This is a genomic window from Ruegeria sp. AM1 (assembly GCF_056540745.1).
In genome coordinates this window covers 87593-99771 of the sequence record NZ_JBQFXH010000002.1, presented here as the reverse complement: position 1 = coordinate 99771, position 12179 = coordinate 87593, and the positions used below count along the sequence as shown (strand labels likewise).

General features: G+C 56.4%; 14 protein-coding genes. 7 read left to right on the top strand and 7 right to left on the bottom strand.

Annotated elements, in window-relative coordinates; genetic code table 11:
* Nucleotides 1-8 precede the first annotated feature (8 nt).
* The 3 genes from mnmE to ACR0I7_RS08315 form a co-directional block, all read right to left on the bottom strand.
* The gene (gene mnmE, locus ACR0I7_RS08325; protein WP_480509929.1) at nt 9-1295 is read right to left on the bottom strand and encodes a tRNA uridine-5-carboxymethylaminomethyl(34) synthesis GTPase MnmE; all 1287 of its coding nucleotides are present in this window, start codon (nt 1293-1295) and stop codon (nt 9-11) included.
* A gap of 30 nt (nt 1296-1325) precedes the next feature.
* Entirely contained in the window at nt 1326-2597 is a 1272-nt protein-coding gene (gene rho, locus ACR0I7_RS08320) for a transcription termination factor Rho (protein ID WP_480509927.1), read from the bottom strand.
* Nucleotides 2598-2759: 162 nt separating this feature from the next.
* Nucleotides 2760-3209 carry a CopD family protein gene (locus ACR0I7_RS08315; RefSeq protein WP_480509925.1) on the bottom strand — a complete coding sequence of 150 codons (450 nt, stop codon included), beginning with the start codon at nt 3207-3209 and terminating at the stop codon, nt 2760-2762.
* Nucleotides 3210-3614: 405 nt separating this feature from the next.
* Between ACR0I7_RS08315 and ACR0I7_RS08310 the strand changes: the two genes are divergently transcribed.
* Genes ACR0I7_RS08310 through dnaQ form a run of 4 tightly spaced genes read left to right on the top strand, consistent with a single transcriptional unit; the run spans nt 3615 to nt 6349 of the window.
* Nucleotides 3615-4214 (top strand): Maf family protein, encoded by a 600-nt coding sequence (locus tag ACR0I7_RS08310; protein WP_480509923.1) that lies wholly within the window; start codon nt 3615-3617, stop codon nt 4212-4214.
* Nucleotides 4211-5044, top strand: a complete 834-nt coding sequence (locus ACR0I7_RS08305; protein ID WP_480509921.1) for a shikimate dehydrogenase — start codon at nt 4211-4213, stop codon at nt 5042-5044. Before ACR0I7_RS08310 ends, ACR0I7_RS08305 begins: the two co-directional genes overlap by 4 nt.
* Entirely contained in the window at nt 5041-5634 is a 594-nt protein-coding gene (gene coaE, locus ACR0I7_RS08300) for a dephospho-CoA kinase (RefSeq protein ID WP_480509919.1), read from the top strand. The genes ACR0I7_RS08305 and coaE overlap by 4 nt, the downstream gene beginning before the upstream one ends.
* Nucleotides 5627-6349 carry a DNA polymerase III subunit epsilon gene (gene dnaQ, locus ACR0I7_RS08295; RefSeq protein WP_480509917.1) on the top strand — a complete coding sequence of 241 codons (723 nt, stop codon included), beginning with the start codon at nt 5627-5629 and terminating at the stop codon, nt 6347-6349. Before coaE ends, dnaQ begins: the two co-directional genes overlap by 8 nt.
* 25 nt (nt 6350-6374) lie before the next feature.
* Here dnaQ and secB read toward each other — a convergent pair whose 3' ends face one another.
* Nucleotides 6375-6887: a protein-export chaperone SecB gene (gene secB, locus ACR0I7_RS08290; RefSeq protein WP_480509915.1), complete on the bottom strand. Its 513-nt coding sequence runs from the start codon at nt 6885-6887 to the stop codon at nt 6375-6377.
* 54 nt (nt 6888-6941) lie between these two features.
* Nucleotides 6942-7442 carry an FxsA family protein gene (locus ACR0I7_RS08285; RefSeq protein ID WP_480509913.1) on the bottom strand — a complete coding sequence of 167 codons (501 nt, stop codon included), beginning with the start codon at nt 7440-7442 and terminating at the stop codon, nt 6942-6944.
* 108 nt (nt 7443-7550) lie between these two features.
* On the opposite strand from ACR0I7_RS08285, the gene ACR0I7_RS08280 reads away from it, so the two are divergent.
* Genes ACR0I7_RS08280 through ACR0I7_RS08270 form a run of 3 tightly spaced genes read left to right on the top strand, consistent with a single transcriptional unit; the run spans nt 7551 to nt 9834 of the window.
* The gene (locus tag ACR0I7_RS08280; RefSeq protein ID WP_480509912.1) at nt 7551-8210 is read left to right on the top strand and encodes a Tim44/TimA family putative adaptor protein; all 660 of its coding nucleotides are present in this window, start codon (nt 7551-7553) and stop codon (nt 8208-8210) included.
* Entirely contained in the window at nt 8207-9247 is a 1041-nt protein-coding gene (mltA, locus tag ACR0I7_RS08275; protein WP_480509910.1) for a murein transglycosylase A, read from the top strand. The genes ACR0I7_RS08280 and mltA overlap by 4 nt, the downstream gene beginning before the upstream one ends.
* Entirely contained in the window at nt 9247-9834 is a 588-nt protein-coding gene (locus ACR0I7_RS08270; RefSeq protein WP_480509908.1) for a Smr/MutS family protein, read from the top strand. The genes mltA and ACR0I7_RS08270 overlap by 1 nt, the downstream gene beginning before the upstream one ends.
* On the opposite strand, the gene ACR0I7_RS08265 is transcribed toward ACR0I7_RS08270, so the two are convergent.
* On the bottom strand, nt 9831-11051 hold the full coding sequence (locus tag ACR0I7_RS08265) for an MFS transporter (RefSeq protein ID WP_480509906.1): 1221 nt from the start codon (nt 11049-11051) through the stop codon (nt 9831-9833). The two genes, ACR0I7_RS08270 and ACR0I7_RS08265, sit on opposite strands and share 4 nt — an antisense overlap.
* Nucleotides 11048-12145, bottom strand: coding sequence for an alpha/beta hydrolase (locus ACR0I7_RS08260; RefSeq protein WP_480509904.1), 1098 nt, complete (start codon nt 12143-12145; stop codon nt 11048-11050). Before ACR0I7_RS08260 ends, ACR0I7_RS08265 begins: the two co-directional genes overlap by 4 nt.
* Nucleotides 12146-12179 lie beyond the last annotated feature (34 nt).

Genomic DNA, 12179 nt, shown 5'->3' with positions numbered 1-12179 from the left:
AACACTCCTTACTTACCAAGGCAAAAGCTCGAGAAAATTTCATCCAAAAGCTTCTCGACATCTATTCTTCCGACCAGAGATTCAAGGGCTCGGATCGCAAAACGCAACTCCTCCGCTGCTATATCATACAGATCGGGACCTGACTCCAGAAACCTCAACGCATCAGCGAGAGACGTAATGGCTTTAGTCATCGCAACCCGATGGCGTTCGCGCGTTGCAATACCATAGCTAGTAGTCCTACTACTCAAGACCAACGAAATCTGGGATATTAACTGGTCGATTCCCTGCCCTGTCTTCCCGGATATTCCATTTTCCGAGTTGGCGCGCAGATCCGATTTTGGCAGGACCTGAATATCGTCTGCTTGTTTTGCAATGCCCAGCCCATCTGCATTGTCGGTCAGAAACACGCGCAGGTCGGCGCTTTCTGCGCGTTTTCGGGCAAGAGCGATTCCCAGGCCTTCGACATGATCATCTGTCTCGCGCAGACCGGCTGTATCCAGAAGGGTCACCGGGAGCCCGGCGAGATCCATACGCACTTCGATGACATCTCGGGTTGTACCCGCATATTCTGAAGTGATCGCAGCCTTTCGCCCGGCCAAAGCGTTGAGCAGCGTCGACTTTCCCGCATTCGGCAAGCCAACAATAGCCACTTCAAATCCGGTACGAATACGTTCAGCGATCTGCACACCGCAGGCTTCTCGCTCGAGATCACCCATCACGCCTGTGATCAACTCACGAACTTCGGGCGATACATCGGTTGGAACCTCTTCATCGGCAAAGTCGATAACGGCCTCAAGCAGCGACGCAGCACGGATCAGATCACGCCGCCAGCGTTCTGCCAGCGTGCCCAGGTCTCCGGCAAGTATAATCTGCGCCTGCTTGCGCTGTGCTTCGGTTTCAGCGTCGATGAGGTCAGCCAGACCTTCGACCTGCGTCAAATCCATTTTACCGTTTTCCAGGGCGCGGCGCGTGAACTCACCCGGCTCAGCCAGACGCAGTTCGGGCATGTCGGACAGGCAGCGCAGCACAGCATTGACCGATGCTGTACTGCCATGAATCTGCAGTTCGGCCACATCTTCACCGGTAAAACTGGCCGGAGCCTGGAAAGTCAGAACGAGCCCGTCATCCAGCCGCGCACCGGTGCTGTCGCGCAACGTGCGCAGCCGCATTCCACGCGCTGGAAGATCCCCATCGGTCAGACCAGCGGCTGCCTCATGCGCCTGCGGACCAGAGAGGCGGATCACCGCCACCCCTGCTTTCCCCTGTGCGCTGGCCAAGGCGAATATCGTATCCATTCGAAGGCCTCGCGTGCGTTAAGACCTGTGTCAGGTGTTCATCGAATCGAAGAACTCGCCATTTGTCTTCGTCTGTTTCAACTTGGACAGCAGGAACTCGATTGCGTCGGTGGTCCCCATCGGGTTGAGGATGCGGCGCAGTACGAAGGTCTTGGCGAGATCACCCTTGTCGACCAGAAGATCCTCTTTCCGGGTGCCGGATTTTAGGATGTCAATCGCCGGGAACACACGCTTGTCTGCAATCTTGCGATCCAGAACAATTTCAGAGTTACCGGTGCCTTTGAATTCTTCAAAGATGACCTCATCCATACGGCTACCGGTGTCGATCAGAGCGGTGGCGATGATGGTCAGCGAACCGCCCTCTTCGATATTCCGCGCAGCCCCGAAGAACCGCTTGGGCCGCTGCAACGCGTTTGCGTCCACACCACCGGTCAGAACTTTACCCGAAGATGGCACCACGGTGTTAAAAGCCCTACCAAGTCTTGTGATCGAATCGAGGAGAATAACAACATCTCGTTTATGCTCGACCAGACGCTTGGCTTTTTCGATCACCATCTCGGACACAGCCACGTGGCGGGTGGCGGGTTCGTCAAAAGTCGAAGACACAACTTCGCCCTTCACCGAGCGTTGCATGTCGGTCACCTCTTCCGGACGTTCGTCAATCAGAAGGACAATCAGATAACACTCTGGATGGTTCTGTTCGATCGAGTGCGCGATGTTCTGCAAAATGACCGTCTTACCGGTCCGTGGCGGAGCTACGATAAGTGAACGCTGTCCCTTACCGATGGGGGCTACCAGATCGATCACACGAGCCGATTTATCCTTGATAGTCGGATCCTCGATCTCCATTTTCAGGCGCTCATCCGGATAAAGCGGCGTCAGGTTGTCAAAAAGGATCTTGTGCTTGGCCTTATCCGGATCCTCAAAGTTGATTTTGGTGACATTTGTCAGAGCAAAATAGCGCTCGTTTTCGTCAGGTGCTTTGATCTCACCCTCAACCGTGTCCCCAGTGCGCAGCGAATGTTTGCGGATCATGTCGGGCGAGACATAGATGTCATCCGGACCCGGCAAATAGTTCGCCTCGGGCGAGCGCAGGAAGCCGAACCCGTCCTGCAGCACCTCCAGCACGCCATCACCACCGATAGTCCAACCCTCATCCGCGCGTTCGCGCAGGATTTGGAACATCATTTCGCCCTTGCGCATGGTCGAGGCGTTTTCGATCTCCAGCTCTTCGGCCATCGCCAGAAGGTCTTTGGGGCTTTTGGCCTTCAGATCGGCCAGATTCAGGGATTCAGTTGTCATGATGATACAAACCTTGTCCGCATAGCGTGCGGCACGGGTGAAATTTCAATACGGAAGATACGTCGCCCGGACGGGCGTGTTGAGGGACAAATATGCGCTTACTGATGAAGAGTCAAACAGGCTGTCAAAGCACCTCGTAAGTGTTCAGAAAACACAAAGTACCTAGAACTTCAGAACGACCGCCAGAACGATGAAAACCATCAAAACGGTGGGGACCTCATTCATCATGCGAAACTGGCGCCCAGTGAGCTTATTTCGCCCCGCTGCGAAGTCTTTACGCCGAGCGAGCAGCCAGTGATGAAACCATGTCATACCCAATACGGCCGCGCCCTTGACCCAGGGCCAGGCCCAGTCCCATCCGACAACGCCGGGAATAAAGACCATGATCAGCCCACAAACCCATGTTACAATCATTGCAGGACGCATGATGACACGCAGCAGTTTGTCTTCCATTTCTAAGAAAATTCCGGGCGCTCCCTCGACAGACTGCGCTTGTTCAACATGATAGACAAACAGTCTGGGCAGATAGAACAGCCCCGCCATCCACGAGATGACGGCCATGATGTGCAGAGACTTCACCCACGGGTACAGCGTGAAAAGAAGATCGGTCATCTCGGCTCCGAAGGTTGTTCGGAACTCTCCCTAATAAAAAAATAAGAAAAGAAAAAGGAAGATGGTTTTGTAGGGTTAGCAAAATCCGTGGATTACTTTTTTACTCATCGGTTTTCCCCAGGTGGACAGAACAAGATGTCCGATCTGTCACCTGTGTTGATATCGGGAAATATTATTATTTTACAGATAGATAATAACCTTAGGAATTTTAGGAACTGTGGATATCCCGCTGAATAAATCGGGAATTCATGGTTATCCAGTGCAGCAAAGTTATCCTTCTACCGATTGGACAGTCCTCGAACGACTCGCGGATGTTTCACGCAAAAATACCGGGGTTGCGTGTCAACCGGAAAACCATACAAACCGTCCGAGAACGCTCAAACAGTTTCCCACGGGGTTTTCCACATGTCTGTCCCCTTTATTCTTGCCTCTGGTTCATCGATCCGCGCCGAAATGCTGGAACGGGCCGGCGTGCCTTTTACGGTTCAGGTGGCGCGCGTTGACGAGGACACAGCCAAGCGCGCGTTGTTGGCGGACGGGGCCTCCCCCCGCGATATTGCCGATACCCTGGCCGAGCTTAAGGCGCGCAAGGTCAGTGACAAGATGCCGGGCGCGATGGTTTTGGGATGTGATCAGGTGCTGGATTTTGACGGTCAGCCCTTGTCAAAGCCCGAGACGCCCGAGCAGGCGTTTGCTCAGCTCAAAGCCATGCGGGGCAAGCGGCATATGTTGCTGTCAGCTGCGGTGATTTATCAGGATGGCGAGCCGCTCTGGCGTCATGTTGGTCAGGTGCGCTTGCGGATGCGCGTCAGTTCGGATGCGTATCTGGAATCCTACGTTGCGCGAAACTGGGACGGTATTCGTCATGCCGTGGGTGCGTATAAGCTTGAGGAAGAAGGCGTCCGCCTGTTCAGCGCCATTGACGGCGACTATTTTAACGTTTTGGGTATGCCCTTGTTGGAATTGCTCAATTTTCTGGCGTTGCAAAGGGTGATCGAACAATGACAGACAAGCGCATTCCATTGGCGGGCGTCATCGGCCACCCGATCGCGCATTCGAAATCTCCCAAACTGCACGGTCACTGGCTTAAGACCTATGGCATTGCCGGGCACTATGTCCCTATGGATGTGACCTCGGCGAATTTGGAAACCGTTCTGCGCACCCTGCCCAAGGCGGGGTTTGTGGGCGCGAATGTGACCGTGCCGCACAAAGAGGCTGCGTTGCGGCTGGCTGATCATGTGTCAGATCGTGCATCGGTTATTGGCGCGGCGAATACATTAGTGTTTCGCGACGATGGATCGATTCACGCGGACAACACTGATGGGTACGGGTTCACGGAAAACCTGCACAACGGGGCACCCGACTGGAACCCAAAAGATGGGCCTGCGGTTGTTCTTGGCGCAGGTGGGGCTGCGCGGGCCGTATTATGTGCGCTGGCCGATGCCGGTGTGCCCGAGATTTTGCTGACCAATCGCACCCGGACCCGTGCTGACCATCTGAAAGAGGAGTTTGGTCAGAGAATTAAGGTGGTCGATTGGGTTCAGGCCGGCAATGTTATCGAAAGTGCCGAACTGGTGGTGAACACGACCTCATTGGGGATGCAGGGCCAGCCCGAATTGCGGGTTCCGATGGACGGTCTGCAGCCCGGAACGGTAGTAACGGATCTGGTCTATGCACCGCTGAAAACCCAACTACTGAATACCGCGGAACAAGTCGGATGCACTATCGTCGATGGGTTGGGTATGCTGTTGTATCAGGCGGTTCCCGGTTTTGAACGCTGGTTTGGCATCCGGCCTGAGGTTGACGCTGAAACGCGCGCGGCAGTTTTGGCATGAGCTTTGCGCTGGGCCTGACCGGTTCGATCGGGATGGGTAAAAGCACAACGGCACAGATGTTCGTGGATGAAGGCTGTGCGCTTTGGGATGCGGATGCCGCAGTGCATCGGCTTTATGCCACAGGCGGAGCAGCGGTCGGACCGATGAAAGACACCTTTCCGGATGCGATCATAGATGGCGCGGTCAGCCGGGATGCCCTGAAACAGGTAATCTCGAACGAACCTAGTACTTTGAAAGTAATAGAGAATATTGTACATCCGCTGGTCGCGGAAGATCGCGCTGCGTTCCGTCGATCAGCGGTGGCAGACATTGTTGTCTTCGATATCCCGCTGCTTTTTGAGACCGGCGCCGAAGTCACGATGGATGCGGTCGCTTGCGTATCGATCCCTGCTGCAGATCAACAACAGCGCGTTATGGCACGTGGCACCATGACCGAGGCACAGTTCAAGCAGATCCGCGCCAAACAAATGCCGAACGAAGAGAAATGCGCGCGCTCGGATTTTGTGATTGTCACCGACACGCTGGACCATGCGCGCGCGCAGGTGCAGGATGTGGTGAGGCAAATCAGATCAGGGCTTAACGATGCGTGAAATTGTACTCGATACCGAGACGACAGGCTTTGACCCGGAAAGCGGTGACAGGATTGTTGAAATCGGCGCGGTCGAGCTGTGGAACCACGTGGCCACGGGCGAGACCTATCACGTCTATATCAACCCCGAACGCTCGATGCCCGAAGAGGCTTTTGGCGTGCATGGTATTGGCCCTGACCTGTTGGACACCCCGCGTCCCGCCGAAAACGGAGAGGTCACGCTGAAGGACAAACCGGTCTTTGCCAAGGTCGGTCAGGGATTTCGTGACTTTGTTGGTGACGCGAAACTGGTCATCCACAATGCCTCGTTCGATATGAAGTTTCTTAATGCGGAACTGGGCTGGATGGGGGTTCCGCTGATCCCGATGGATCAGGCCATCGATACGCTTGCCATTGCGCGCAAGCGGTTCCCGGGCTCTCCGGCCTCGTTGGATGCGCTGTGTCGCCGGTTTGGCATAGATAACTCGAACCGCGTGCTGCACGGGGCCTTGCTCGATTCCGAGATTCTGGCCGAGGTGTATCTGGAGCTGATCGGAGGCAGACAGCCGGATTTTGGTCTGTCCACAAATGCATCTGGCACATCCGGTGCTGCGGATGACTGGCGTCCGTCACCGCGTGCCACGGCCTTGCCCAGCCGGATCACTGAACAGGAACAGGCTGCCCATCAGGAATTTGTGGAAAAGCTGGGCGGCAACGCCCTGTGGACCCGCGCCTGAGACCTGCCCGGCGCGGGTCGAATACTCAGGCTTCGGTCTTTTGCGCCTGTTCGGCCTGACGACGCATCAGTTCGTTCCGGTACAGCGCAACAAAGTCGATATTGTCCAGATTGACTGGCGGATAGCCGCCATCGCGGGTGACATCGCTGACGATACGGCGCAGGAACGGGAACAGCATCCGAGGGCATTCGATCATTAGGAAGGGATGCATCTGATCTTCGGGCACGCCTTCGACATGGAACAGGCCGCAATAGTCGATTTCGAACAGGAAGAGGATGTCTTCCATGCCCTTGGCCTTGGATTTCAGGTTCAGTTTGATCGAAATTTCAAATTGGTGATCTGTCGGGCGCTTCTTGGCATCCAGGTTCACCTGAACCGAAATCTCGGGCTGCACATCGCCGGACACACCTTTTTGTGCCATCACATTTTCAAAGGACATGTCCCGGACGAACTGTCCCAGCACACGCATCTGAATTTGAGGGGCGGCTTGCGGGGCGGCTTCTGCCGCTGTGTTTTCTGTGGCGTTTTCTTCAGCCATGGATCTACTCCGAAAATAAAATTCGCCACTGCTTAGCAACTTGGGCGCGGCACCTCAATGCTGGTACGGGCCTTCCACCCATTTCGATGGCTTTGACGGGTCGCGCCGGGGCTGAACTTCCGAGTATTCGCCGTCGATCACATCATCCTGATCAAAGGATGCGGGGCCGTTTCGGAACTGCGCGCCCGGCCCCATTTGGAAATGCGACACGGTCACCTTGGATTTCAGATACCGAAACACGACGACCCGGACGGCGGGAATTAACAGCGCGAAACCAACGGCATCGGTAAAAAAACCAGGTGTCAGCAGTAAGGCACCTGACAGCAGGATCATCGCACCATGGGCCAGCGGTTCAGTTGGGTCGTCCAGTTGAGCAAAGGATTTCTGCAGCTGTCCCAAAGCCATGCGACCTTGTGTCCGCACCAAAACAGTGCCCAGAAAGGCCGTCAGGACCACAATCGCAAGCGTCGGCCACAGCCCGATCAGACCGCCAACCTGAATGAACAGGGCGATCTCGATGATCGGTACCAACAAAAATGCCAAGAACAGATACATTTGCGTTATCCTTTACGGTGTGCCGGACGGTGGACTTGCCCCCCGGTGTCACCTACATAGTGGCATGAGGCCGTATAGACAAAGTCTCGGTTCTGAAAAGAGGACGAAATGAATTCACCCCTGATCCAGCTTCTTGTGCTGGCTGGCATTGCCATTTTTCTGATCCTGCGCCTGAAAAGCGTGCTGGGAACGCGTGAGGGTTTTGAAAAACCGCCGGTTCCGCAACAGCCCGAGGCCAACAAGTCGCGCCGCGATTTCGAGGTGATCGAAGGTGGCCCGGATCACGATATCACCGATCATGTTGCTGAGGATAGCGAGCAGGCACAAACCCTTGCGGCGATGAAACGGATCGAGCCTAGCTTTTCGGTCAGCGAATTCGTTCAGGGCGCACGCGGTGCGTATGAGATGATCGTGATGGGGTTCGAAAAGGGCAATCTGGATGAGATTCAGCCGTTTCTGTCCGAAGAGGTGTTTGAAACCTTTGTGTCTGTCGTTGCTGCCCGCGAAGATCAGGGCCTGACCATCGAGGCCGAATTCATCGGTGTGCGAGAGACGGCGCTGGCGGATGCGAAATTTGACAAGGACACGAACGAAGCCGAGATTACCATGCGCTTTGTGGGTGAACTGACATCGGTCGTGCGGGATCGTGGCGGTGACATCATTGAAGGCAATCCAAATACCGTCAAACGCCAAAAGGACAGCTGGACCTTTGCCCGCGTTATGGGCACGGATGATCCGAACTGGCTGCTTGTTGCCACGGACGCATGATTGCCGCGCTCCGGTCGCTGTTTCTGGTGGTCTTTGTGACCACCGCAGGTGCTGCCGGAGCCGAGGCAACGCGCTCTATCCTGTCATTTGACGATCTGGATGGCTGGGCTGAGGACGACCACGGCGCAGCCTTGACCGTGTTTCTGAACACCTGCGGCGATCTGAAAGATCCCGATTGGCAGGCGTTGTGTGCGGTGGCCCAAACCTATGAGGCTGAGGCCGCGCGCGCTTTTTTTGAACTGTTTTTTCGCCCAATCCTTGTCGAAGACGGCAAAGATGCCCTGTTCACCGGCTATTTCGAGCCCGAGCTGGATGGCTCGCGTACGCAGACCGGTCCTTATCGCTATCCAGTGTATAAAATGCCACCCGAGGCGCGCGAGGCAGGGCAATGGCTCAGCCGGCGTGAGTTGCTGACCGGAGAGGCCATGCAGGGGCGCGGGCTTGAGATCGCATGGGTTGATGATCCGGTCGAGCTGTTTTTTCTGCAGATACAGGGCTCGGGCCGCATTCGCCTGCCGGATGGATCGGCGCTGCGGGTTGGATATGGCGGCGCCAACGGTCATCCCTATCGTTCAGTCGGGTCGGAACTGGTGCGACGCGGTGCGCTGGGCGCGCATGAGGTCAGCGCCCAGATGATCCGGGCCTGGGTGCGCAAGAACCCTGAGGCCGGTGTTGAGCTGCTGTTTCACAACCCGTCCTACGTGTTCTTTCGCGAAGTCTCGCGGGTGGCCCCGGAACGTGGCCCACTGGGGGCAATGAACCGGTCGGTTACGACGATGCGCAGCATTGCGGCTGATCCAGCCTATACGCCGCTGGGTTCTCCGGTCTGGGTTGAGAAGGACGGGAAAGATCCAATACGGCGTCTGATGATTGCGCAGGATACCGGATCGGCCATCAAGGGTGCGCAGCGGGCTGATATTTTCTTCGGCACTGGTGATGCGGCAGGTCAGGCGGCCGGACGGTTGAAGGACCCCGGACGCATGGTTGTCTTGCTGCCGATTCAGCGGGCCTATGCCCTGCTGCCGGATGAGTTCTGATGACCCGGCGCAAGCTGACGGCGGAAGAAGTCGACCTGTGGCGCAAGGTTGCGCGGCAGGCAGAGCGGTTGCACCCTGAAATTCCGCAATCCGTTCACCCGGTCACTTTGCCCAAACCCAAGCCGAACAAGACCCCGAAAGCGCGGATTGATACGTTCGAGCTGGGTCAGAAGGTGCCAACCAAATCCTCGCGAAACCTGTTGAAGCCATCGGTTGCTGAACAGCTGCGCGGCACTCCCGTTCAGATGGATACCAAGGCGTTCGGGCGAATGAAACGCGGCAAACTTAAGCCCGAAGGTCGTATCGATCTGCATGGTATGCGTGTCGAGACTGCGCATTCGGCGCTGGTTCGGTTCATCCTGACGGCGCAGGCCTCGGGGAAGCGGCTGGTTCTTGTCATCACCGGCAAGGGCAAGGATCGTGACGAGCCAGGGCCAATTCCAACCCCGCGTGGTGTATTGCGCAATCAGGTGCCGCACTGGCTGTCGATCCCGCCACTGGCGCAGGCTGTAATGCAGGTAGCGCCCGCCCACATCAGTCATGGCGGCGACGGCGCCTATTACGTCTATCTGCGCCGATCCCGTTAGGCCCTGTCCAGAGCATCGCGGATACCGGCCCATGCCATGGCGCTCGCCACCAAAAAGAAAGCGGCAATCCATAAGAACTGGGTGCTGAGCGGCATGCCGTAGTCAATCAGGATACCCGTAAGGCCCGGTCCAATCGCCGATCCCAGAACCATGACTGCTGCTGCCATCGCCTTGATGGCTCCGATGTGCCGGGTGCCATAGAATTCGGCCCAAAAGGCGCTGGGCAATGTGTTGTTTGCGCCCACGGTCAGTGCCAGAAACGCCATCCCGGCCAATGCGCCGCCGATGGACGTTGTGGCCGCAATCACTGCGAAACCCACGGCCATTGGCAGTTGATAAAACGGCATCATTTTTGCTGTGCCCCATCTATCGAGCGCCCAGCCAGATGCAAACATCGACAGCATGGATATTGCGGTAAAGACCGGGAACAAGGCTACAAGTTCGATATGTTGCCAGCCTTTTACCTGTGCCAGGTGAACCTGGTGAAAGAAAAACGCAGTGATAAAGGCGGATGGGCCCAACAAAGCAGGCGTCATCAGCCAGAAAAGGGGATGAAACACCGCGTCGCGCCGCGTCCAGTGGCGTTCTTGCATGCCCGTAGCAGAATAGGCATCCGACAGGCTTTGCGGCGTCCGTTCGTGGCGCAACATACGGATTAGAACCGGAATACCCAGTGCGGCAATCCCTGCCGCTATCACCCAGAGCAAACGCCAGTCAACAAAAGCCATCGCAGCGACAAAGACCAGCGGCAGAATCGCCTCGCCCAGCGCGTATCCAACCGTTGCAATGGACAGCGCCCTGCCCCGTGTGGTGGTAAACCACCGGGCCATGGCCACCAATGCGATGTGACTGCACATACCCTGACCAAACAGGCGCAACAGAAAGATCACAACCGGCAGCAGGATCAGCCATGTATTGAATGTCATCGCAAGCGCGGCAAGCGCCAGTCCAACCAGCACAACCGGCCCCAAAACGCGGACGCGGAAAATATCGGTCATACCGCCCGCCCAGATCATCACGGCGGCCGCAACGGTTGTTCCCAGTGAATACAGGCCACCCCAGCCTCCGTGGCTAAGTCCGAATTCTGCGCGAATCTCTCCGGCGAAGATCGAGATGAAGAAGGTCTGGCCAAAGCTGGACAGAAAGGTCAGTAGAATCCCGGCGCCAAGCCATGTTGCGTTTTCGTGCAGATAGCGCCGCAGATTGAACTGCGTCACGGAGTGACCACTTCGGTTTCGCCGGTCTCGGACAGGACAATCTCGGTTGCGCCTGCATCGTTGCGCTCATTGGGGGGTACCAGCACATCAATGCCAGGTCGGTCCGGCCCGAATGTGTTGCTGACGCGCCGAACCGAGCTGAGAATGGACAACAGCGCGGGCGATGTGGCAGCCACGAAATGAGATGAACCGGCATCGCTGTTGAAGGCCGTGGTATCAATGACATTGATCGGGTATTCGGCAAGCGCGTCGATTGAACTGATATTGCCCAGCCTTTCACCCTCGGCTGTTCCGCGCAGGCGGGCAGAGATGTTGAGGACTTTGTCCTTTTGCGACACCATAACCACAAATGGATCGGGCGGGGTCTTGATGCTGTTCATCTGCGAACGGAACAGATCCACATCCAGATCTGGTGAAATCAGAATAACCCCTTCAAGATTGCGTTTTGCCCAGCCCGGTTCCCGCAACTCTGCCTGGCGCATCATCTCCATGGACAGTGCGCTGCCCATGGAATGGGCGATCAGATTGACATGTTTCACGCCCATGGATTTGAGTTCCGTGACGGTTCTTTCCAGGCCGTCGCGGGCAAACAACATGCTGTCCAGATCATAGGCATAGCCAAATCCGGTGGCGCGGCTGGGCCAGGAATAGATCAGGATGGATCCGGGAATTCCAATATCGTGCGACAGCTGCGCGGCACGGAAAGCCGTCTCTGTATGGGTCGAGTTGTACCCATGCACAAAGATCGAGACCTCCTTTGCACCCTGCAACCTTGTTTTCAGATCCTTTGGCCCAGACAGCTCTGAAACGCCGGCCAGTACAAATTGCTTGTCGGGGTCGGGGTCCGCATAAGAAAAGTCCAGCGTGCCGGGTGTGTGGCTGGGCGGAATCGATACGGTCATTTCCAGAAAGCTCAACCCGTCCGCGCGCCTATACCCATAGGTTCCGTTTGCCTCGCGGGCGCGTGTTGTTGTGGCAAAGACCGTCTCGGGTGTTCCAACCTCAAGCGCAGAGGGCAAGGTGACAGAAACAGACCTGTCGACACAGGCGCTGAGTGTGAGTGCGGCCAGAAATATTACTAAATAGCGCGGCACAGCGGACCCTCGAAATGCTTTGCGACCACGCTAT

Coding starts and splice junctions, on each gene's coding strand:
- mnmE (WP_480509929.1), bottom strand. CDS start 1,295: ATGGATACGATATTCGCCTTGGCCAGCGCACAGGGGAAAGCAGGGGTG.
- rho (WP_480509927.1), bottom strand. CDS start 2,597: ATGACAACTGAATCCCTGAATCTGGCCGATCTGAAGGCCAAAAGCCCC.
- ACR0I7_RS08315 (WP_480509925.1), bottom strand. CDS start 3,209: ATGACCGATCTTCTTTTCACGCTGTACCCGTGGGTGAAGTCTCTGCAC.
- ACR0I7_RS08310 (WP_480509923.1), top strand. CDS start 3,615: ATGTCTGTCCCCTTTATTCTTGCCTCTGGTTCATCGATCCGCGCCGAA.
- ACR0I7_RS08305 (WP_480509921.1), top strand. CDS start 4,211: ATGACAGACAAGCGCATTCCATTGGCGGGCGTCATCGGCCACCCGATC.
- coaE (WP_480509919.1), top strand. CDS start 5,041: ATGAGCTTTGCGCTGGGCCTGACCGGTTCGATCGGGATGGGTAAAAGC.
- dnaQ (WP_480509917.1), top strand. CDS start 5,627: ATGCGTGAAATTGTACTCGATACCGAGACGACAGGCTTTGACCCGGAA.
- secB (WP_480509915.1), bottom strand. CDS start 6,887: ATGGCTGAAGAAAACGCCACAGAAAACACAGCGGCAGAAGCCGCCCCG.
- ACR0I7_RS08285 (WP_480509913.1), bottom strand. CDS start 7,442: ATGTATCTGTTCTTGGCATTTTTGTTGGTACCGATCATCGAGATCGCC.
- ACR0I7_RS08280 (WP_480509912.1), top strand. CDS start 7,551: ATGAATTCACCCCTGATCCAGCTTCTTGTGCTGGCTGGCATTGCCATT.
- mltA (WP_480509910.1), top strand. CDS start 8,207: ATGATTGCCGCGCTCCGGTCGCTGTTTCTGGTGGTCTTTGTGACCACC.
- ACR0I7_RS08270 (WP_480509908.1), top strand. CDS start 9,247: ATGACCCGGCGCAAGCTGACGGCGGAAGAAGTCGACCTGTGGCGCAAG.